Source organism: Candidatus Palauibacter irciniicola, assembly GCF_965208695.1.
Lineage (GTDB): Bacteria > Gemmatimonadota > Gemmatimonadetes > Palauibacterales > Palauibacteraceae > Palauibacter > Palauibacter irciniicola.
The window spans coordinates 2980728-3001938 of sequence record NZ_OZ242352.1 but is presented as its reverse complement, the minus strand read 5'-3'; the positions used below and the strand labels follow the sequence as shown (position 1 = coordinate 3001938).

The 21211-nt window shown below is 67.9% G+C and carries 22 protein-coding genes; 11 read left to right on the top strand and 11 right to left on the bottom strand.

Annotated features, from left to right (window positions below; genetic code table 11):
* Positions 1-20: 20 nt before the first annotated feature.
* From gcvP to ACOGI9_RS13010, 3 genes are all read right to left on the bottom strand, one after another.
* Entirely contained in the window at positions 21-2918 is a 2898-nt protein-coding gene (gene gcvP, locus ACOGI9_RS13020) for an aminomethyl-transferring glycine dehydrogenase (RefSeq protein WP_419857542.1), read from the bottom strand.
* A gap of 16 nt (positions 2919-2934) precedes the next feature.
* A complete protein-coding gene (gcvH, locus tag ACOGI9_RS13015; RefSeq protein ID WP_419857541.1) occupies positions 2935-3336 on the bottom strand; it encodes a glycine cleavage system protein GcvH in 402 nt (133 codons plus the stop codon).
* Between the two features lie 105 nt (positions 3337-3441).
* Positions 3442-4119 carry a DUF1707 SHOCT-like domain-containing protein gene (locus ACOGI9_RS13010; protein WP_419857540.1) on the bottom strand — a complete coding sequence of 226 codons (678 nt, stop codon included), beginning with the start codon at positions 4117-4119 and terminating at the stop codon, positions 3442-3444.
* A 377-nt stretch (positions 4120-4496) separates the two neighbouring features.
* Between ACOGI9_RS13010 and dapF the strand changes: the two genes are divergently transcribed.
* Positions 4497-5300, top strand: coding sequence for a diaminopimelate epimerase (dapF, locus tag ACOGI9_RS13005; protein ID WP_419857539.1), 804 nt, complete (start codon positions 4497-4499; stop codon positions 5298-5300).
* 16 nt (positions 5301-5316) lie between these two features.
* On the top strand, positions 5317-6354 hold the full coding sequence (locus tag ACOGI9_RS13000; RefSeq protein WP_419857538.1) for an A/G-specific adenine glycosylase: 1038 nt from the start codon (positions 5317-5319) through the stop codon (positions 6352-6354).
* Here ACOGI9_RS13000 and ACOGI9_RS12995 read toward each other — a convergent pair.
* The 5 genes from ACOGI9_RS12995 to dnaA form a co-directional block, all read right to left on the bottom strand.
* Entirely contained in the window at positions 6312-7121 is an 810-nt protein-coding gene (locus ACOGI9_RS12995) for an MBL fold metallo-hydrolase (RefSeq protein WP_419857537.1), read from the bottom strand. The genes ACOGI9_RS13000 and ACOGI9_RS12995 overlap by 43 nt on opposite strands.
* Positions 7118-7837 (bottom strand): NUDIX hydrolase, encoded by a 720-nt coding sequence (locus tag ACOGI9_RS12990; protein ID WP_419857536.1) that lies wholly within the window; start codon positions 7835-7837, stop codon positions 7118-7120. Before ACOGI9_RS12990 ends, ACOGI9_RS12995 begins: the two co-directional genes overlap by 4 nt.
* Positions 7834-8526: a YIP1 family protein gene (locus tag ACOGI9_RS12985; protein ID WP_419857535.1), complete on the bottom strand. Its 693-nt coding sequence runs from the start codon at positions 8524-8526 to the stop codon at positions 7834-7836. Before ACOGI9_RS12985 ends, ACOGI9_RS12990 begins: the two co-directional genes overlap by 4 nt.
* A gap of 24 nt (positions 8527-8550) precedes the next feature.
* Entirely contained in the window at positions 8551-9678 is a 1128-nt protein-coding gene (gene dnaN, locus ACOGI9_RS12980; RefSeq protein WP_419857534.1) for a DNA polymerase III subunit beta, read from the bottom strand.
* A gap of 282 nt (positions 9679-9960) precedes the next feature.
* Complete coding sequence (dnaA, locus tag ACOGI9_RS12975; protein ID WP_419857533.1) at positions 9961-11343, bottom strand: chromosomal replication initiator protein DnaA; 1383 nt, start codon at positions 11341-11343, stop codon at positions 9961-9963.
* A 238-nt stretch (positions 11344-11581) separates the two neighbouring features.
* Here dnaA and rpmH point away from each other — a divergent pair, with 238 nt between their 5' ends.
* The 4 genes from rpmH to yidC are packed head-to-tail and all read left to right on the top strand — an operon-like array spanning position 11582 to position 14053.
* Positions 11582-11755, top strand: a complete 174-nt coding sequence (gene rpmH / locus ACOGI9_RS12970) for a 50S ribosomal protein L34 (protein WP_310754963.1) — start codon at positions 11582-11584, stop codon at positions 11753-11755.
* Positions 11721-12125, top strand: coding sequence for a ribonuclease P protein component (locus ACOGI9_RS12965; RefSeq protein WP_419857532.1), 405 nt, complete (start codon positions 11721-11723; stop codon positions 12123-12125). Before rpmH ends, ACOGI9_RS12965 begins: the two co-directional genes overlap by 35 nt.
* Positions 12113-12334: a membrane protein insertion efficiency factor YidD gene (gene yidD, locus ACOGI9_RS12960; protein ID WP_419857531.1), complete on the top strand. Its 222-nt coding sequence runs from the start codon at positions 12113-12115 to the stop codon at positions 12332-12334. The genes ACOGI9_RS12965 and yidD overlap by 13 nt, the downstream gene beginning before the upstream one ends.
* The gene (gene yidC, locus ACOGI9_RS12955) at positions 12335-14053 is read left to right on the top strand and encodes a membrane protein insertase YidC (protein WP_419857530.1); all 1719 of its coding nucleotides are present in this window, start codon (positions 12335-12337) and stop codon (positions 14051-14053) included. It abuts the gene before it with no gap.
* Between the two features lie 49 nt (positions 14054-14102).
* Here yidC and ACOGI9_RS12950 read toward each other — a convergent pair whose 3' ends face one another.
* The 3 genes from ACOGI9_RS12950 to pyrF all read right to left on the bottom strand — a co-directional run bounded on the left by ACOGI9_RS12950 (position 14103) and on the right by pyrF (position 16732).
* Positions 14103-14984 (bottom strand): DUF1207 domain-containing protein, encoded by an 882-nt coding sequence (locus ACOGI9_RS12950; RefSeq protein ID WP_419857529.1) that lies wholly within the window; start codon positions 14982-14984, stop codon positions 14103-14105.
* Positions 14981-15778 (bottom strand): Fpg/Nei family DNA glycosylase, encoded by a 798-nt coding sequence (locus tag ACOGI9_RS12945; protein ID WP_419857528.1) that lies wholly within the window; start codon positions 15776-15778, stop codon positions 14981-14983. The genes ACOGI9_RS12950 and ACOGI9_RS12945 overlap by 4 nt, the downstream gene beginning before the upstream one ends.
* Positions 15779-15982: 204 nt before the next feature.
* Complete coding sequence (gene pyrF, locus ACOGI9_RS12940; protein WP_419859297.1) at positions 15983-16732, bottom strand: orotidine-5'-phosphate decarboxylase; 750 nt, start codon at positions 16730-16732, stop codon at positions 15983-15985.
* Positions 16733-17150: 418 nt separating this feature from the next.
* Here pyrF and ACOGI9_RS12935 point away from each other — a divergent pair, with 418 nt between their 5' ends.
* The 5 genes from ACOGI9_RS12935 to ACOGI9_RS12915 all read left to right on the top strand — a co-directional run bounded on the left by ACOGI9_RS12935 (position 17151) and on the right by ACOGI9_RS12915 (position 21164).
* On the top strand, positions 17151-17924 hold the full coding sequence (locus ACOGI9_RS12935; RefSeq protein WP_419857527.1) for a ParA family protein: 774 nt from the start codon (positions 17151-17153) through the stop codon (positions 17922-17924).
* Complete coding sequence (locus ACOGI9_RS12930) at positions 17925-18812, top strand: ParB/RepB/Spo0J family partition protein (protein ID WP_419857526.1); 888 nt, start codon at positions 17925-17927, stop codon at positions 18810-18812.
* A complete protein-coding gene (locus tag ACOGI9_RS12925; protein WP_419857525.1) occupies positions 18809-19621 on the top strand; it encodes a M23 family metallopeptidase in 813 nt (270 codons plus the stop codon). Before ACOGI9_RS12930 ends, ACOGI9_RS12925 begins: the two co-directional genes overlap by 4 nt.
* A gap of 13 nt (positions 19622-19634) precedes the next feature.
* On the top strand, positions 19635-20087 hold the full coding sequence (locus ACOGI9_RS12920) for a bactofilin family protein (RefSeq protein WP_419857524.1): 453 nt from the start codon (positions 19635-19637) through the stop codon (positions 20085-20087).
* 90 nt (positions 20088-20177) lie between these two features.
* Complete coding sequence (locus ACOGI9_RS12915; RefSeq protein WP_419857523.1) at positions 20178-21164, top strand: calcium/sodium antiporter; 987 nt, start codon at positions 20178-20180, stop codon at positions 21162-21164.
* The last annotated feature ends 47 nt before the right edge of the window (positions 21165-21211 follow it).

Below are 21211 nucleotides of genomic sequence, written 5' to 3'. Positions count from 1 at the left end.
CCCTCCTGGATCCTGTTGTCCTACTCCGCTGTTTCGGCGGCCTCGTAGCTCTCGATCGGCGGACACGCGCAGATGAGGTTCCGGTCGCCGTACGCGTTGTTCACGCGGCGCACGGGCGGCCAGAACTTCCACTCCCGGGTCGAAGGCGCCGGCCAGGCGGCTTCCCGCCGCGTGTAGGCGTGGTCCCATGCATCGTCCGTGACCATCTCCGCGGTGTGGGGCGCGTTCTTCAGCGGATTGTCCTTCGCATCCAGCGTCCCCTCCGCGATCCTCCGAATCTCCTCGCGAATCGAGACCAGGGCGTGGACGAGCCGGTCCAGTTCCCGCTTCGACTCGCTCTCCGTGGGCTCGATCATGATGGTTCCCGCGACCGGGAAGGACATCGTGGGCGCGTGGAATCCGTAGTCCATGAGCCGCTTCGCGACATCCTCGTCCGTCACGCCCGTCCCCCGCCTGAGCGGACGCAGATCGAGGATGAACTCGTGCGCGACGCGCCCGTGCTCGCCCCGGTAGAGGACGTCGAAGTGCTCGCTGAGAAGGCTGGCCATGTAGTTCGCGTTGAGGACGGCCGCCTCCGTCGCCGCGCGCACGCCGTCGCGGCCGAGCATGGCGATGTAGGCCCACGAGATGAGCAGAATCGAAGCGCTCCCCCAAGGCGCCGCGGAGACCGGCGGGATCGCGGCGTCGCCACCGACATCGAGGAGCGGGTGTCCCGGCAGGTAGGGCGCGAGTTCGTCCGTGACGCAGATCGGACCCATCCCGGGGCCACCGCCTCCGTGCGGGATGGCGAACGTCTTGTGGAGGTTGATGTGGATGACGTCGGCGCCGTAGTCCCCCGGCCGGCAGAGTCCGACCTGGGCGTTGAGGTTGGCGCCATCGAGGTACACGAGTCCGCCGTGTTCGTGGACGATGTCCGTCACCTCGCGGATCGCCGACTCGAACACGCCGTGGGTGGAGGGATAGGTGATCATCGTCGCCGCGAGCCGGTCGGCGTGTTTCTCCGCCTTGGCGCGCAGATCCTCGACGTCGATGTTCCCGTTCTCGTCGCAGCGGACGACCACGACCTTCATCCCGGCCATGACCGCGCTCGCGGGGTTCGTCCCGTGCGCCGACGACGGGATGAGGCACACGTCCCGGTGTCCCTCGCCCCGGTCCTCGTGTCGGGCCGCGATCACGAGCAGGCCGGTGTATTCGCCCTGCGCCCCGGAGTTCGGCTGCAGCGAGCAGGCGGGCAGTCCGCTGATCTCGCACAGCCACCGCTCCAGCTCGTCGAACAGGCGCCGATAACCCTCGGCCTGGTCCACGGGGGCGAACGGGTGCAGCGACCCGAACTCCGGCCAGGTGACGGGGATCATCTCGGAGGTCGCGTTGAGCTTCATCGTGCAGGATCCGAGCGGGATCATGCTCGTGTTCAGCGACAGGTCGCGGGTTTCGAGCCGATGGATGTAGCGCAGCATCTCGGTCTCGGAATGGTACCGGTTGAAGACCGGGTGCTCGAGGTAGTCCGAGGTGCGCGCGAGTTCCGCGGGATAGACGGGTTCCGGAATGTCCGCGGCGACGTCTCCGGCGCCGAGTTGCGGCCCGCCCTCGCTCCCGAAGACGGCGAACAGGTCATCGAGATCCTCGCCGCGCACCGTCTCGTCGAGCGCGATCCCGACGGTCCCATCCTCGAAGTCCCGCAGGTTGATGCCGCGTTCGCGCGCCCTGGCGAGAATGTCGGCGGAGGTGAAGCCCGAGGGGATGACCTGCAGGGTGTCGAAGAACTGCTCGTGAACGATCGTGTGCCCGAGCCGCTCGAGTCCGCGGGCGAGGGTCCACGTCAACTTGCGGACGCGGGTCGCGATGGCGCGGATGCCCTCCGGACCGTGATACACGGCGTACATCCCGGCCATGATCGCGAGCAGCACCTGGGCCGTGCAGATGTTCGAGGTCGCCTTCTCCCGCCGGATGTGCTGCTCGCGCGTCTGCAGGGCCATGCGGAGCGCCGGGTTCCCGTCCGCGTCGACCGAGACCCCGATGATCCGCCCCGGCATCTTGCGCTTGAACGCGTCGGTGGCCGCGATGTAGGCGGCGTGCGGTCCGCCGTAGCCCATGGGTACGCCGAACCGCTGGGAGTTGCCGACGGCGATGTCCGCGCCGAACTCGCCCGGCGGCACGAGCAGGGCGAGGGCGAGCAGATCCGCCGCGACCACGACTCCGGCGCCGTGCTCGTGAAGCGCGTCGCAGAGCCCCCGATAGTCGAGGACGGCGCCTTCGGTGGTCGGGTACTGCAGGAGCGCGCCGAAGGCGTCGTCCGGATCGTGCGCCGCGATGTCGCCGTGCTGGAAGAGCCGGACCTGGATGCCGAGCGGCCGGGCGCGGCCGTGGACTACAGCGACGGTCTGGGGGTGGCAGGCCTCGGAGACGAGGAAGACGTTCCGTTCGTCGCTCCCCCTGCTGCCCCAGAGCATGAGCATCGCCTCCGCCGCGGCGGTTCCCTCGTCCAGGAGCGAGGCGTTCGCGATCGGAAGCCCCGTGAGGTCGATGACCATCGTCTGGAAGTTGAGCAGCGCCTCGAGGCGCCCCTGCGAGATCTCGGCCTGATAGGGCGTATACTGTGTATACCAGCCGGGGTTCTCCATGATGTTCCGGAGGATGACGCCGGGTGTCAGGGTCCCGTGGTACCCCAGGCCGAGATAGGAACGGAAGGGGCGGTTGAGGCTGGCGAGTTCCGCCGCGCGATCGAGGAGCCTTCTCTCGGTGATCGCTTCCGGAAGGTCGAGGTCGCGACGCAGGCGGATCGGCTCCGGAACGGTCTCGTCAACGAGTTCGCCCAGGCTCTTCGCGCCGGTCACCTCCAGCATCGGACCGATATCCGAGGGCGCCAGTCCTGTGTGGCGCCCGGCGAACTCGCCGAACGGCTCCATCTCGAACTGCATGTTCAGGAGCGGGCCGTCAGATCTCGTCCGCGTCGGCGACGAGAGCGGCGTATTGTTCGGCGGTGAGGAGGTCGTTGAAGTCCTCGGGCGCTTCCAGCTCGAGCCGGATCATCCATCCTTCACCGTAGGGATCGCTGTTGACGAGACCGGGGTCGGCCTCCAGCGCGTCGTTCACGGCCACGATCGCGCCCGCCGCGGGACAGAAGAGTTCGGAGACGGTCTTCACGGCCTCGACGGTGCCGAAGGCCTCCATCTGGCCGAACTCGTCGCCGGGCGCGGGGAGTTCGACGTAGACCACATCGCCCAGTTCGCCCTGGGCGTAGTCCGTGATCCCGATCAAGACCTCGCCGTCGACATCGGTTTCCCGCACGTATTCGTGCTCGGGCGTGTATCTGAGGTCTTCCGGAATGTCCGACATGCGTACCTTGCCTTGCTTCGGATCGAGCGTCTCTGGGGTGGCGGCGGTGGAGACTATATCCGAGCCGCGAGCCGGGCGTCAAGCAACTCCGCGCCAGGGTCGACACTAGTCGCCCGAAGCGAGTCTTCGCCGGGCTTTGCGATCCTTTCTGATCCGCTTCCGCGCCTCCCGCGCGCTCTCGCCCGGGTGCCGCTCGACGACGTCGACCCCGCCCATGCAAACGAGACCGCTGAGGCGGATGACGGGAGCGTCCTGGGCCGGGGGCGTGACGGGTTCGGGCATCGTGACGCCCCCCATCAGCGCGATGCCGCCCCACTCGACGCGGACCCCGGGAGGGACGACGATGTCGACGCCTCCCATGAGCGCGAGGAGCCGGACCGAAACCGTCTCGGTCGCGAATGCCGCCTGCCGAAAATCGAGATCCGTACCCCCCATCACGGTGACGGCGGTGAGCTGGCGGGGAGGCACCCAACTGCCCTTGCGCTCGGTCGCCCCCCAGATCGATACGATGAGGTCGTGCTCCTGGACGGGTCGCGCCGGATCCACCGGCACGGAGGCGGTCGGCGGAGGCTCGGGGGCTGCCGGGCGGGTTTCGCCCCGGAGTGACGGGAGGTCTCGCTCGAGCGCGACGAGTTCCGCCCGGGTGCGCGCGGCGTACGCGATATCCAGGCGGCGTTCCAGTTCCGTGGTGTTCATGGCGTCGCGCGCGAAATGCGCGCAGAGACGGTCCACCGTCGCCTGCCGCTCCTCCGGCGACAACGCCCTCTTTTCGCTGTCCTTCATCTCCTCCTCGCCGTCTGGCCGGCATGATTCTCACGCAAGGTGACGGGGCCGGCAGGCCGCGGCAAAACTTGCCGCACGGGCGAGCGCACGGCATCATGGCGCACAGCAGGTGTTTTCGTGCCCTATCGGTGAACCCCTTGGAAGGAGGTGATCTAGTGTCTGCAGGATGTAGAACCGGGTCTGACTCGGCACGGGCAAGCGATCGCCTCGAGGCTGCGTAACCGGTCCTGAACCGGTGGCGCTCGAGACATGCGCCGACCTGAAAGCTGCGGTGCCTCGCCGGCGTCGCGTCGAGTCAGGTTTCGGTTGAGACAAGAGCCGGCCGCGGGCTTCACGCTCGCGGCCGGCTTCCTTTTCATCCCCCCTCTGCTCTGAAAATGTCGTTATTCAGCAAATACACCGGAGCCGGCAACGACTTCGTGATCGTCCGCGGCGAAGAACTGGGGCTCCGGGATGCGGGGGCCCTGGCCGCCGCGTTGTGTCCCCGCGCGACGGGCGTCGGCGTGGACGGGTTGATTACGGTCCGGAGCCTGAGCGAAGAGGTCGTCCGCCTCCGGTTCTTCAATCGCGACGGCTCCGAGTTTTCCACCTGCGGGAACGGGTCGCGCTGCGCGGCGCGCTACGCGGTGGACCGGGGGCTCGTACCTCCCGATCACATCCTCGTGACGGACGACGGTGAGATCCTGGCGCGGGTGCGCGAGGACGGCGTGGCGCTGGAATATGCGCTCGACGCCCGCGTGGAACGCGAGTTGCGTGCGGCCCTCGGAACCGGGAAGGGGCGGGAACGGGACGCCTGGCTGGTGCGGATGGGGACGGGGCACCTCGTGATCCCCGTCCGGTCCGTGGACGTGGAGGACTTCGACGACCTCTGCCGACCCCTGCGGTGGCGGGAGGATCTCGGTCCGGGAGGGGCGAACGTGCACCTTGTCGCCCGCGACGGAGGGACGGTGCTCATCCGCACCTTCGAACGGGGCGTGGAGGGGGAGACGCTCGCCTGCGGCAGCGGCTGCATGGCGGCCGCGTTCGCGCTCCGGGCCGCGGGCGAGGCGGGGGACCGGGTCGAGTTCCTCGTGCGGTCCGGGGCCGCGTTGACGGTGGAGTTCCTCGAGGCGGGGCGGATCCGGCTCAGCGGCCCGGCGGTGTTCATCTTCGATGGCGTCTTCCCCGAAGCCGCGCGCTGACCCCGGGGCGTCCGCGGTGGCGGCGCCGCTGCTGGAATGGTTCGACGCGCGGCGGCGGGACGTCGTCGCCTGGCGCGGAGAGCGGGACCCCTACGCGATCCTCGTGGCCGAAGTCATGACGCAGCAGACGCGCGTGGAGACGGCGGCGCCGTACCATCGGCGGTTCATGGATCGCTTTCCCGACGTTCGGACGCTCGCGGAAGCGGAGGAGGACGAGGTCCTCGGCCTCTGGGAGGGATTGGGGTACTACGCGCGGGCCCGCAACCTGCGGCGGGCGGCGCGGCGCGTGGTGTCGGAGTACGGCGGCCGGATCCCGGGGGCGGTGTCGGAGCTGCGGACCCTCCCGGGGGTGGGCCCGTATACGGCGGGCGCCGTCGCCAGCGTCGCCTTCGGGCTGCCGGAACCCGCGGTCGATGGGAACGCCCGCCGCGTTCTGTCGCGCCTGGGCGATCTCGAGACGGCCTCTCCCTCCGAGCTCGACCGGGCCGCGCGAACCCTTCTCGGCGAAGCCCCGGAGCGGCCGGGCGATGTGAACCAGGCGCTGATGGACCTCGGGAGCACGGTCTGTACGCCGCGCCGTCCGCGGTGCGGAGCGTGCCCGCTATCGAATCGGTGTCTGGCGCGGCTTCGGGGCACGGTCGGGCAGCGGCCGCCGCTGAAGAGGCGCGCTCGATCCCCCGAGCGGGTCGAGGCGGCGGCCGTGGTCCGCCGCGGCCGACGGGTGCTGGTGCTGCGGCGGCCGTCGGACGGGCTCCTCGGCGGCCTGTGGGATTTCCCCTCCGTCCGGCTGTCCTCGCCGACTCCGCCCGCGGCGGCGCTCACGAGCGCCCTCCGGGAACGGTTCGGCCTCGACTGTCGGGTGGGTGAGGAGATTCGCGTCCTGCGGCACACGTTCAGCCACTTCCGTCTGCGGCTCGCGGTGCACTGGGCCTGTTGGCGATCCGGTGAGGTCGAGCGGCGGCGGCATCGCTGGGTGGGCGCCGGGGAGTTCGGCGATCTCGCGTTTCCCGCCTATCTCCGACGGCTGATCGACGAGGACGTCTCTCCGAGATAGGCGAGGTAGGCGCGGATCGTGAGGTCCGCCGCCGCGTGGTGCGAGACGGGAAGATCCCCGTAGACCGCGGCCCGGATCCCTTCCGGAGTCCGGGCGCCGGCCTCCAGCGCCCGCCGGACCGACGCCACGCGTCGGAGCCGGTGCGCGCGGCATTCTTCGAGGCGTGCGAGCGCGTCCTCGACCGGGGAGCCGTGTCCCGGCAGCAGGCGTTCGGGACGGAGGGCCGCGAGGCGCGCGAGACTCGCGAGGTAGGCCCCCACGGACCCGTCCGGGTGCGCGATCATGGTACTCCCTTCTCCGAGCACGAGGTCGCCCGTAAAGAGGGTGCGCGAGCGTTCGAGCAGGTAGCAGAGGTGGTCGGCGGAATGACCGGGCGTCGCGATCGCCCTCAGGCGGAACCCCTCTCCGGGCTCCAGCGCTTCGTCATCCGCCAGCGCGCGGCCCGCCGACCCCACGCGGTCGAGGGTGGCGGCCGAGGCGCGGAGTTCTCCCCAGCGGGCGGCGGCGTCCGCCGCGGCCGCCGAGTGGTCCGCGTGCGCATGCGTCAGACAGACGGCCGCCACGGGCCTTCCGGCGATCACGTCATCGACGCGGCCGAGGTGCGCTTCGTCGTGCGGTCCGGGGTCGAGAACGATCAGCGGCCCGGTCCCGATCACGTAGGTCTGCGTCCCCGTCAGGGTGAGTGGGCCCGGGTTGTCCGCGCGAACCGCGGTCACGCCCGGGCCGGGCCGGGAGACGTGCTTCCGGGACGCGACGCCGGCGGTCACCGGACTTCGTCGTATCCCGGGTCCCCGGGCGCGAGCGGCGTCACCCCATCCTCGCCGACGCCGAGCCGGACCAGCGCGGGTTCCACCTGCACATCGCTCAGCGCCGCCATGGCCTCCTCGACCGACCGGAAGCCGGCGAGGCGCTCGATCGTCCTTGCCGTCGGGAACATCATGGGCAGCCGGCCGGCGGAGAAGCGTCGGAGGGCCGCGGTGGGCGTCGTCCAGATGGCCGCCTCGTGTTCCGGCGTGAGACGCACGCGACGCGGCCGCTCCTCCAGCGAGAGGAGGAAGAAACGGGTGTCGAACCGCAGCGCCGCACCGCGCGGTGTGATCCAGCGTGCGAAGTACGCCATGCGCGCGGACGAAAAGTCGAGTTCGAGCCGCTCCGCCACCTGCGAGAAGGGGATGCTCTCCGCGAGCAACGCCCGGCGAGCCCCGGCGAGCGCGTCCGATCCGACGCGGCCCCGCGGCGCCGGCACGATGCCCGTCTCCTCGAACAGTTCCCGCAGCGCCGCCACGCACGCCGCGGATTCACCTACGCCCGGGAGACGGTCCGCCCAGGTCGCGTGGGCGTCATCCGCGTCGATCGCTCCTCCCGGAAACGCCCATGCCCCGGCTCCGAACCTGGCGTCGGCGGGGCGCTGAAGCAGGAGGAAATCCAGCCCGGTGCGCGCCTGGGTCGCGACGACGACCGTGGCGGCAGGCCGTGGAATCAAACTCCGCTTGCCACGCGGGCGATGACGAGCAGGATCCCCAGCAGGACGAAGGCGATCGGCAGGGCGGCCGCAAGCAGCCATGCCGCGAAGGCTCTTCCGGTCGTGGTCCGGTGCGCTTCCCGCAGGCCGATCACGGTCAGCACGATTCCCCAGATGCCCGCCACCCAGCCGCCGATGAACGGGACGATGGCGAACACGCCGGGGCCGCAGGCATAGCAGATGGTGCGAACGGTTGCCGTGATGCTTCGACGCCGGGGGACCAGCACCAGCACGAACACATGGAGGACCAGGCTCGCGATGATGAGGTACAGCACCGCCCAGAAGGGGGCGAGGAAGAAGTCCGCGAGCCTGCCGATGGCGCCGGCTGTTTCCGCCCCTGCCGGCAGGGCGACGTTCATGATCTCGGCGAGCGTCTCGACGAAGCCCGCTTGCGTCGCCGGCAGCAACGCACCCCAGGTCAGCGAGAGCGCGGCTGTGAGAACGCTGATCACCAGATAGTAGAGGACCGGGCGCACCGCGGCGTGCTCGAAGGGCCCGTCGGCGAAGAAGGCGCCGGGCTCGAACACGCTCCGGCGCCACGTCTCGACCAGGTTGAGCGGGAAGGATACCGCCGGATCCTCCCATGCGGGCAGGTTGACTTCTCCCATGCCTTCGTCGCTACCGGCCCGCTCCTGGTCGGCTATCGCCACATCCTCTCCACTTCGCGTCTGGACTCAGTCGAGGATGCGCAGCGGCATGACAAGGCAGAGATAGTCGGGTTCGCCGCTCGCGGGAGAGAAGGTCGCCGCTCGTTCCGGCGCCTTGAACGTCATTCGAACATCCTCCTCCGGCATGTGACGCAGTACCTCGAGGAGGTACGTCGCATTGAAACCGATCTGGATGTCCTCGCCCTCGTAGTCCAGCGACAGCGCGTCCTCCGCCTCCCCGAGATCCGGCGTCTGAACCTTGAAACCGAGATCGCCGGCCTTGAAGGAAAGCCGTACCCGCCTCGTCGAGTCATCCGCCATCACCGCGACGCGCCGCACCGCCGTCTCGAGCGCCGCGCGGTTCACGGTCGCGACCTTGTCGTTGTCCTTCGGGATGACCTGTTCGTAGTTCGGATACGGCCCCTCGATGAGCGAAGTGAAGACCTCCCGATCCTCTGACCGGAATGCCAGGTGGTTCTCCGAGCGCGCGACCTGAAGCACCGTGTCGGCCGAATACAGCTTCTGCACCTGGTTCAGTGCCTTCGGCGGAATGATGAGATCCGCCTCCGCCGGCGACCCGCTGACGTCCAGTTCGCATGACATCTTCGCGAGCCGGTGGCCGTTTGTCGCGACCATGACGGTCGCCGCTTCACGCAACTGCCACAGGATTCCGTTCAGAATCGGGCGGCTGTCCTCCGTGGAAACGGCGAAGCTCGTGCGCTCGATCAGCGTCTGCAGCTCGCCGGCGGACATCTCCCAGCCGCCGGCGAAGTCGACATCCGGGAAGTCCGGGAACTCGTCCGGGGCCTGCCCGTAGAGGCGGAACTTGCTCCGGCCGCACTCGATGTCCACTCCGGTCGCGGCCGTGTCGCCATCGCCACCGGCAGCCGCGAACTTCACCGGCGCGTCGTCGAGCACGCGCGAGATCTCCAGGAGTTGTCTTGCGGGCAGCGCAACGACCCCGGCTTCCGAGACTTCGGCTGCCACGGACAACGAGACGAAGATGGACATGTCCGTGCCACTCAGCCGCACGGCATCGTCCTCCGCATGGATCAGGATGTTCGAGAGAACCGGGAGCGCGGCTCGCGTCGGGACGGCGGCGGCGCTCGCCGCCAGCCCCTGCTGAAGCGCCTCTCGGGTGATCGAGAATCTCATTTCAACTCCGGCGATATCGGTTCGGGTTTTCCACCGTGGGTTCTACGGTTGCGTATGATATGTGTCTCAACGGAGTAGTAGTAGAGCCTGTCGAAGTGTCGAAAACTCGGGGTTCCCCGTGTTTCTCGCCGCCTGGGACGCCGCGCCCGCTGTCGACACGCCGACACGGTTGTCGAAGCTCCGGCGAAACCCTGGCGCCGCGGCGGAGACCCGGTGCCCGAGGGTGTGCGCGAGCAGCAACTCTTCGTCCGATTTTGCACACGTTAATGGACGAACGCGACATCAGGTTCGAAACAGCTCTTGCTGCAGCTGGCCGACGCGTCCGCGAAGGGTGGGGTCGGAGGCCATGTCCGCCTCGACCTTGTTGACGGAGTGGATGACGGTCGAGTGATTCCGGCCGCCGAAGAGGTGGCCGATGTCGGAATAGGGCAGGTCCAGATGCATCTTGATGAGGTACATGGCGACCTGCCGGGGCACCGTCACGGTGCGGTTCCGCCTTTTCGACGTGAGTGCTTCCACGGAGACGCCCCAGGAGGCGGCGATGCGGGCACGGACTTCCTCCGCGGACACTTCGATCACGTGCTCGTCCGCCTCGTTGCCTTCGGGCCCCAGTGCGTCGCGCGCCATGTCGAGCGATATCTCGCGTCGCGTGAGCGAACTGAAGGCGAGGAGCTTGATGAGAGCCCCCTCGAGTTGCCGGACCGAGGTGCGCCGACTCCGCGCCACGTACTCGATGACGTCGTCTCCGATTTCGATCCCGTCCTCATCGGCCTTCTTGCGCAGGATGGCGGAACGCGTCTCCAGGTCGGGGGGCTGGATGTCGGTGACGAGACCCCACTCGAAACGGGAAACGAGACGTTCCTGGAGCCCGGGGATGTCCTGCGGGGGCCGGTCGCTCGTGATGACGATCTGCTTCTTGGCGTCGTAGAGCGCGTTGAACGTGTGGAAGAACTCCTCCTGCGTCCCTTCCTTGTTGGCGATGAAGTGGACGTCGTCGATGAGCAGCACATCGATACGGCGATATCGTTCGCGGAAGAGGGCAGTCTGCCCGGTCCGGATCGCGTCGATCATCTCGTTGGTGAACTGCTCCGAGGGGACGTAGGCGACCTGGCAGTCCGGGAGCCGGTCGAGAATCGTGTTTCCGATCGCGTGCATAAGGTGTGTCTTGCCGAGACCGGTGCCGCCCCAGATGAAGAGCGGGTTGTACGTGGTGGCGGGCGCGGCCGCCACGCGGTCGGATGCCGCGGCGGCGAGTTCGTTGCTGCCGCCAATGACGAAGCGCGCAAAGGTGTAGCGTTCGTTCAGCGCCGCGGCCGCCGGAAGGCCTCCGCGATTCGGCGTCTGCGCGGCCAGCGCGTGACCGGGGTCTCCGGGGTAGGGTTCGGTGATTTCCGGGAAGTCGAGACGTTCCTCGGCTCCCTTGTGCTCGAAGCGGAGCCGGAGCCGCGCGCCGAGCTCTCGCTCGGAGATGTCCCGCAGGAGAGTTCCGTATTTGTCCTCGACCCATTCGACGGCGAACCTCGTGGGCGCGGACACGACGAGCGTATCGTCGGAAAGGGAAACGGCCTCGGTCGATCCGAGCCAGGTACGGTAGGTCTGCTCCGGGAGCACGAGCTTCGCCGACGCGCGAATCTTGATCCAGGCCTCGTGTGCAGTCAGCTCCATCCGTGACGCCCGGCATGAGAAAAAAGACGGTGGGATCGGGGCCCTGATCTTAGGCGAATCCGCCGGCGAGTGTCAACGACGGGAACCGCTCCGCGACGCGGGCGGGCGGATCGCGGGAAAGGAGGGGCGCGCAGTCCGGTGGGGACGGGCCGAATTGACACTATCCCGCATCAGGTCTAGACTTCCGGGCTGACCTCGAAAGCCTGTGAGATGACCGGAAAGCCTCGGGTGATGTGAGATGGGGAAGCCCACATACAGCAAGCCAACCAACAGGAAGCGCGTTCGCGATCATGGATTCCGGGCGCGCATGAAGACGAAGGCGGGCCGCCGCACGCTGTCGCGCCGCAGAAGGAAGGGTCGACGTCGGCTCACCGTCAGTGACGCGTTCCGTCGCAAGCGACGAAGCCGCTAGCGGGCCTCCGCCGGAAGGCTTTCGACGGCCTCGCGCGGCTCGGCTGCGCACAGCGCGGGAGATTCGCCAAACCATCCGTGCCGGCCGTCGCCGCCGCGGCCCCATCGTGGACGTGTTCGTCGCTCCGTCGCCCTCGGGCCGCTCCAGAGTCGGAGTCGTGACGCCTCGCCACGGTCGCGGCGCGGTCGCGCGAAACCTTGTCCGTCGGCGTCTGACCGAGATCGCCCGCATCGACGTATTGCCCGCCCTTGAAACCCGCAGGCTCGAACTGGACCTGGTCGTGAGAGCGAAACCGGCCGCCTACGACGCCTCGTATCAGAGGCTTCGAGTAACGTTGATGGATTCGCTGGAGGCCGTATGCGAAGAGTGATCATCGGAGCGATTCGCGGCTACCAGCTCGTCGTTTCTCCCTGGTTGCCGCCCGCCTGCAGGTACGAGCCGAGCTGCTCGGAATACGCCCTGACCGCGGTGCGGCGCTTCGGCGCCGTGCGGGGCGGCTGGCTGGGCGTTCGGCGCCTGCTTCGCTGTCATCCCCTCGGGTCGTGCGGTTACGACCCGGTTCCCGCCCGGGAGCGCTGAATGGAGCGTCGTCTGCTTCTGGCCATCGCGCTGATGGTCGGCGTGATGATCCTCTCGAACGTGTTCTTCCCGCCGGCCGAGAGGCCCGTGGCGCCGGCGTCGGCCGACAGCGCGCAGACGCCGGAGACCGCGGACGCGGCGGATGAGCTGACCCGCCTTTCCGCGGAGGAACGAGCGGCGCAGGAGGTGGCGGCGGTGCTGGCCGAAGCGGAGGATACGCCCGCGGTTGCGGAGGATACGGAGGAAACCGCCGCGGCCCGCGAGAGCTCGATCGTCACGGTCCGGTCGGAACTGTACGAGTACCGGTTCGACACGCGGGGCGCGCGACTCGTGGGCGCGACGATGCTCGCGCACCGGAACTTCGCCGAGGGCGGACATGGCGGCCCCAACGTCGAACTGGTGCGGCCCGACGATTCGATCCTGGCGTACGCGCTGACGCTGCGTGGCGACACGGTTTCCCTCGGGTCGATCGCCTTCACGGCGTCGACGTCCACGCTCGAGGTGCGGGATGGGCCCGCGGAACTGCGCTTCGAGGCCGCGATCGGAGAGGTCACATTCGATGTCTCGTATCGCTTCCACCCGGACGATTACCGCATCGACGTGAGCGGCGGGCTGCGCGGTCTGGGGGATGTGGGGCACGTCGTTCTCGTGGGCCTCGGCCGCGGGATCGAACGCAACGAGGCCGTGCCCCGGGAGGACCAGGCCGCGATGTCGCTCGTCACCCGGAGCCGCTCCGGACAGATCGCGGCCGAGCGGCTGGACCGCGTGGACGACGGCGAGATGAGGCCGGCCTCCGGCGGTCCGTTCAGTTGGGCCGCATCGAAATCGAAGTACTGGCTGGCCGCCGTCGTCGCGCCGCCGGGAGGGCCGGGCATCGGGGGCGTGATGCTGCGGGGCGTGCCCGAGGAGGAGGCGGCGGAGATGCAGGCCGCGCTGCCGGTACCCGCCGGCAGCGCCGGCTTCGAGTACGTGGCCTACATCGGGCCGCAGGACTTCGCGCGGCTGCAGGCCGTGGGGCAGGAACTCCACAATGTGAACCCCGTCGGCTGGCGCTGGCTCCGGTGGTTCACCCGACCGTTCGGGAACCTGATCGTCGCGATCCTGATCTGGATGCACGAGTCGTTCTCGCTGGCGTACGGCTGGGTCCTGATCCTGTTCGGCGTCGGGTCGCGGATCATCCTGTCGCCGCTGTTCCACATCTCGGGCCGCGCACAGATGAAGCAGATGGCGCTGCAGCCGGAGATCAAGAAGCTGCAGGAGCGTTACAAGGGCGACCCGCAGCGCCTGCAGCAGGAGCAGATGAAGCTCTTTCGGGAACACGGGGTCAACCCGCTGGGCGGCTGTCTGCCCATGTTTCTGCCGCTCCCGATTCTGATCACCCTCTTCTTCGTGTTCCAGAACACGATCGAGTTCCGCGGCGTGCCCTTCCTGTGGCTGCTGGATCTCTCCCTCAGGGATCCCCTCTTCATCGTGCCCATCCTGATGGGCGGATCGATGCTGCTGCTGAACTGGATCACGCAGCGGGGCATGCAGACGAACGCGCAGATGAAGATGATATCCTACGTGTTGCCGGTCGTCTTCACCTTCTTCTTCGCCAACTTCGCGGCCGGGCTGAACCTGTACTACACGGCCTCCAACGTCATGTCGCTGCCGCAGCAGATGTACCTCTCCCGGGAACGCAGGAAGGCACAGCCGGCGCCCTCCCGACAGAAGGAGTAGCGGTTCGGGGACGACTGGCGCCGTCGACCGCCGGCGAGGCGCCGCCTCGTCACCTTACGTGGGAGACGGAGAGCCCGATCAGGCGTTCGGACTGCCGGAAGAACTGCTCGGCGCGGGAAGGGCCGAAGCCGAGGAGCAACCCGACCCGCGTTCCTCGGGCCAGCCCGGCCCCGAGTTCCGCCGCGATGGCGGGCTCCCACCCCAGTTCCGCCCAGCCGAAGTAGTCGACCGAGGCGTGGAAACGCGCGCGCGCTCCCGGCGGGGACTCCCAGGCGGCGCCCGCGCGCAGCGAAAGGGGCTCGAAGTCGGGGGTGGCGCGCAACAGCACGCCCGGACCTCCGTAGACGGTGAGCCCCGATGCCGGAGACCCCTGCAGCATGAGTTCCAGTCCCTCCCGGCTCGTGCTGATCGGACGGGCCCCCGTGTCCAGGAGGAATTCGTCTCCGAGATGCGAACTCAGGTGATAGAGTTCGGCACGAGCCGCAACCGCCCCGAAACGCGCGCGAAACAGGACTCCGATTCGGTAGTGCACTTCGATGAGGGCCTGATCCGGACCTTCGAGATCGAAGCGGGAAAACGCCCCTCCGTGAATCGCTCCCGCGTATTCCACCTTCCCGCCCGGATCGCGCCGGATCCAGAACCCGAGCCGGTCGCCGATGTCGGCGAGGGCAATGCCGTCGCGGAGGGAGTCGCGCGTCGCGCTCAACAGCGCGAGACGATGTACGGGCTCGAGGGGAGAGCCCGCGGGCGTGCGGAAGGGATGACCGTTCCGGTCGCGGATGCCGGTTGTGGCCGCGTCGCTTGCCTGCGCCACGAGGGGACCCGCCGCGGTGACGGGCACCGCCAGGAGGAGGCAGACCGCGAGGCCGCGCACGCGACGCATCCGGAGACGCACCGCCCGGACGCCGTCCACGCTGCGCTGGACCTTCAAGCGGCGCGCTGACACCTCGGACAGAGCACGGTCTTCCGGCCGGTCACGCGGACGGATGTCAACGCATGTCGGCACCGCGGGCAGGGGCCGCCGGACGAGCGTGAGTTGATCAGCCACCCCGGATCGGAATGGGCGGCACTCCAGTGAAGCGTGGCCCGCCTCAGAACCCGCTTCAGGTAGCGGTGAAGCCGATCGAGCTGCTCCGGCTCCAGCTGACCCACGCGAAGGTCGGGACGTACGCCGGCCTGGAAGCAGATCTCGTCCGCATAGTCGTTGCCGATCCCGGCAATCGCTTTCTGGTTCAGAAGAAAGCCCTTGATGCTGGAACGCGCGTTCCCCTGCGCCAGCGCTTCGAAGCGCTCAAGAGTCAGGTCGTCGCTCAGCGGGTCCACCCCGAGGCTCTGGAGCGACCCTTTCTCGTTGAACTCGCTCCCCGGCACGGCCTGGACCGTGCCCTGGGAGCCCGACGACGAGAAACGCAGTTCCCTGCCGGCCGCGAACTGGAACCGGATGCGGGTCCGGTCCGTCGGAGGCGCGGTCTGCGATTCGAGCCGCAGGAGGCCGTCATCCCCCATGTCGAACATGAGGCTGTAATCGGAACGGAAGCGGAGGACGACGTAGCGACCGTGGCGTTCAACGGAATCCACGGCGTGGTTCTCAAGATGATTCTCGACGATATCGCGCTCAATTGAAGCGACGTCCGGGTCGTCGATCCGGATTATGGAGATCGTCTTACCGGTTGTGTAACCGGCAATGCGGTCGATCATCCGCTCAACATCGGGAAGCTCTATCATTGCATCACGGCTCCGGTGGGCAAGACTGGGTGCAGTTGAACATACCCCCGTACGAACAAAAGGTGCCCCGTGCTTCACGGGGGGTGGAGAAGCGGAACTCGAACCGAGTATCGCCGCCGGGTCTCAACGCGGCGTCAAGGCAGCGACGAGACATCGGTCCCGCCGAGCGGCGGCAGCGACCATAACACTATGTTATATAATGGTTTACAGAACCTGCTGCGTGACGTCCGGGGCGGCGTCGACGTGCCGAAACCAGGCCGCTATTCTCTCCTGAACGGACGCTGCGGCCCGCGCGGGATCCGGAGCGTTTCGGATAGGTCGTCCCATGACGATGTAGTCGGCCCCGGCCTCGAACGCGGACTCCACGTCGACCGTCCGTTTCTGGTCATCGGTACCGGCTTCCCTCGCCGCACGGATACCGGGGACGACAATGCGAAACCGGCGGGACACCGCGGCGCGAACTCGAGCGGCCTCGTGGCCGGAACTGATGACGCCGGCGCAGCCGATGCCCTCCGCCCTGCGGGCTCGCGAGAGGACGACGTCCCCGATGTCCGCTTCAAAGCCGAGGTCTTCCATGTCCGCTCGGTCGAGACTGGTGAGAACGGTCACGGCCAGGATCCCGAGATCGCCCGCGGCAGCGTCGCAGGCGGCACGGAGGATCGCATCGTTGCCGTGCACCGTGACGAAGTCCACGTCCCGGGTCCGGAGTTGTCGGACCGCGGAGCTGACCGTCTGTGGAACGTCGAAGAGCTTGAGGTCGGCGAATACCTTCTTGTCCCTGGAGCGAAGCCAGTCGGCCAGCTCGAAGTATCCCCCGGAAAGGAAGAGTTCCAGGCCGATCTTGTAGAAGGAAACGGTATCGGCCAGCGCGTCGACGGTCTTTCGCGCTTCCGAGGCGGTTGGAACGTCCAGCGCGAGGATCAGCCGGTCGGTCGCGGGGATCGTTGCGGAGATCGTCGCCTCCCGAAGTTGTTGCCGTTGCGAGCCCGGCGGTCGGAGTTCCGCTCGGTCGTTGTGGCTCCCGGTGAACGGGAGCCGACGCGTGGCGAGTGGACGACGAAGCTCTTTGCGGGCGCGCGTGCCCGCAAGAGACCGACCGTCGATGTCGAGCCATCGTTTCACGTGAAACGTCAGGTTTCGTTCGGCCGCGCGCGGAAGTGGCTTTCGTCACCACCGTCATCACATGTTTCACGTGAAACACGGGGTCCCGCGGGATCTGATCCGGCAGTCCGTAGCCGAACCCTGCTTCGGCCGCGAAGCGGACTCCACACCCGGTCGCCCGGGTCACGAGAGCGCCATATATTTTCGGATTCACTGGAAGTGTTGTCGGTTCATGCCGCCGGGTGCGGCGATCAGCGAGGGGTGGACTGATTTGGGTCGGGTGATCGCGATTGCGAATCAGAAGGGTGGGGTCGGCAAGACCACGACGGCGATCAACCTCGGCGCCTCGCTGGCGATCGCGGAGCGCAACACGCTCGTGATCGATTGCGACCCGCAGGGGAACGCGACCTCCGGGTTCGGGCTGCGCAAGGACGGCGACGTCCCCAGCGTGTACGACTGCCTTGTAAACGGACAGCCGCTTCAGGCGGCGGTGCGGCCGGAAGTCCACTTCCCGTGCCTGTCCGTGGTGTCCGCGAGTCGGGACCTGACCGGCGCCGAAGTGGAACTGATCGATCGATCGGACCGCCAGCGAATCCTCGGCCGGAAGATCGAGGCTCTGCGGGGCGACTTCGAGTATATCCTGATCGATTCACCGCCGTCCCTCGGGCTCCTCACGCTGAACGCACTGGCGGCCGCCGACGCCGTGCTCATCCCGATTCAGTGTGAGTTCTATGCGTTGGAGGGGCTCAGCCAGCTCCTGAACACCGTGCGGCTGGTGCAACGCAGCATCAACCCGGAACTCGAGATCGAGGGGGTGCTGCTGACGATGTACGATTCGCGCCTCAACCTGGCCAAACAGGTAGCCGCCGAGGCGCGCGAGTACTTCGGGGGCAAGGTCTTCGACACGATGATCCCCCGGAACATTCGGCTCGCCGAAGCCCCGAGTTTTGGAGAGCCGATCGCTCTGTACGATGTCCTGTCGAGCGGGGCCCGCGGATACCTGAGCCTGGCCCGGGAGCTGATCGATCGGCACAGGGGTTCATAGTTGCCCAGGAACGAGCGCCGTCTCGGGAAGGGGCTTGCGGCCCTGTTGGGCGAAAACCTCGGGACGGATCGCGTCGCGGCGGAAGCGGAGATTCCGGTCGAAGCCATCCAGGCGAATCCGTTCCAGCCCCGCGGCGACTTCGACCCGGCCCGCCTCGCGGAACTCGCGGACTCCATCCGCGAGAACGGCCTGCTGCAACCGGTCGTCGTCAGGCCCGTGGGAGACGCGTTCGAGATCGTCGTGGGCGAGCGGCGATTCCGGGCGGTTCAGAGTCTCGGCTGGACATCGGTTCCGGCTCTGGTGCGGCCGCTGGACGACCAGCAGATGCTTGTCGTCGCGCTCGTCGAAAACTTGCAACGTCATGACCTGTCAGCACTTGAAGAAGCCCGAGGGTATCGTCGCCTGATGCGGGATTTCGGTCTGACGCAGGAAGAGGTAGGACGGCACGTGGGGCGGGACAGATCGACCGTGGCGAACGCTCTTCGACTGCTCGCCCTGCCGGAGGCGGTGCTGGGCCTGCTCGCCAGGGGGAAGCTGTCCGCGGGTCACGGCCGCGCCCTCCTGATGTTGTCCACCCCCGACGAGCAAACCCGCGTCGCGCTGGAGGCGGCGAAGCGGGGGTGGTCCGTGAGGGAGACGGAACGTCGTGTCCGCCCCGCACAGCGCGGGCGACGGAAGACCCGTGGAAAAGAGCGGACGAGGGCGGGCGATCCCGTGGTGAGGCGCGTCGAACTGGGGCTTGAGCGAGGGTTCGGGACCCAGGTGCGGATCCGGACGCGATCGGACGGAGCGGGCGAGGTCGTCGTGCGTTTCCACGATACCGATGATTTTCTGCGGCTCGTTGCCCTGATGGGAGGGGACGAACTCGCTGCGGAGCTTCGCGAATGACCTTCCTCCGGCGATGGACCCTGCAGTTGGTCCGACGGGATGGCCGGGAGGTACGATCCCTGCCCCTCGGCGGTGCCCGGCCGCTCGTCTCGGTGGCGGGTACGATCATCGCCTTGTTGGGCCTGGGGTTTCTGGGGGGTCTCCTGACGGCCTGGCGGACGGAGTCCGGTCGAGTCCTCGAACTGGAGGCGGAAGTCGCCGCGCACGAGAGGGAGCTCGAGCGGATGAACCGGTTGGCGAGTCGTTTGAACGAACTCGAGGAAGAGTTCGGTTTCCTCCAGGCTGCCGTAACCGCCGGAAGGCCTGCCGAATCGCCGCCGGTAAACGTCGTCCTCAGGGAAGGCATGGAGGTCAGGTCGCCGGGCCCGGCAGAGGCGACGACCCTCGCCTGGCCTCTCACGCAGCGCGGCTTCATCACCCGTCACTTCGGCTCACGGCCGGCCGATTCGCGCGAAGGACATCCGGGATTGGACATTGCGGTTCCGACGGGGTCGTACGTGCGAGCGATTCAGGCGGGGAGGGTCGAGGAGGCGGGCGAAGACCCGATCTACGGAAAATTTCTGCGGATTGCGCACCCCGATGGGCTAACGTCATTGTATGGCCACAACGCGTGGCTATTCGCTGAGGCCGGCGACGAAGTGGAGCGACTCGAGGTCATCGCCCTCACGGGAAACACGGGAAGATCCTCGGCTCCCCATCTGCACCTGGAACTCGCCCGGAACGGCGCACTATTGGACCCACTCTCGCTGGTGGCGGACCACGGCGGTCGGGACAACGCGGGAGCCCCGGCGGAGAGGCAACCGGAGTAAGGATTGGAGCGAAATGGCTAGAGATTCTCGACATGGCGGGCACACCCGTGAACTGAGCGACGTCGTTTCGGTCGTCGCGCCCGGGATGACGATCCTCGGGGACGTAATGTGCGATGGCACGGTCCGGGTCGAAGGCAAGATCGAAGGCTCGGTCAAGGCGACGAAATCCGTGGTCGTCGGCAAGGACGGACGTATTACCGGGGACATCGACACGCAGGATGTCGTGATCGCCGGCACCGTGACCGGGACCGTCGTGGGAGCCAGTCGCGTGGAACTGCAGGAAACCTGCAAGATCGAGGGCGACATTCGGAGTCGCCGAGTGAAGCTCGAGGAAGGCGGCCAGATCGAGGGCCGTCTCCACATGACGGCAAAAACGGCGGACCAGAAGCCCGCCGCTCCTCCGCGCAAGAGCGCTTCACCCTCGATCCAGCCTCAGAAGCCTCAGCGCGCGGCCGGGCCCAGCTGAAGCGAGGCTTCCGCCCGCCCGGCCTCCCGACCGCGGAGGTCGCGCCGTGCCGCGCCGTGCGATCCGCTTGACGGAATGCCGTAACCGCGGATGAGGGACACCCTCCTCTTCGCGTTCGCGTTCCTGCCCCTGACGCTCGGTGCGGACTGGCTCGTTCGCGGCGCCGCCGGCCTCGCGCAGCGATTCGGTGTCAGTCCGCTCGTCGTCGGCCTGACCGTGGTCGCCTTCGGCACCTCGGCCCCGGAGCTGGTCGTCAGCGCACTTGCGTCGCTTGAGGGCCAACCGGACGTCGCCGTCGGCAACATCATGGGATCCACGGCCGCGAACGTGGGCTTGATCGTGGGCGTCGGCGCCCTGATTCGACCGATCGAGGTCCACCGGCGGGTCATCGTGCGCGAGACGCCGCTCGTCATCATCGTTCTCTCGCTCGTGATGGTGCTGTCGCTCAACGATGCCGTCGGACGCCTCGACGGGCTCGTGCTCGTATCCGGCTGGGCACTCTACCTGTTCTTTCTCCTGAAGTGGGAGCGAGTGGGCCTGTTCGGGAAGTCGGATGGCGCGTCCGATTCGGACGCGCCTCTGCCGGGGGCCGGAACCGATCCGCAACAGACCGATATGGCGGCGCCCGGAGTCTGGTGGTCGCTCGTACGGATCGGCCTCGGCCTGCCCTGCCTTACGTACGGGGCGCGTTGGCTGCTGGAGGGCGCCGAGGGGATCGCAAGGTCGCTGGCCGTGCCGGAGGCGGTGATCGCCGCCACGATGATCGCGGTCGGCACCTCGCTGCCGGAGTTGGCCTCTACGCTCGTGGCCGCCTTCCGGCGAATGGGAGACATCGCGATCGGGAACGTGATCGGCTCGAACGTGTTCAACCTCGGCCTCGTACTCGGGACCGCCGCGCTCGTTCGCCCCCTCGTTCTCCATCCGACCATCGTTGTCGGCTACGTGCTTCCGGCCCTGGCCTTCTCCGTCATCCTCATCCCCCTCGCCCTGCACCGCGGCACGGTCCAAAGGGCGGAGGGCGGGCTCCTCCTGCTCCTCTATCTCGCCTACATCGTGATGGTCTGGCTGTTCAACTGACCTGACCCGATCCTGACATTCCCCCCACCTTCCCCCCGGGTCCGCCG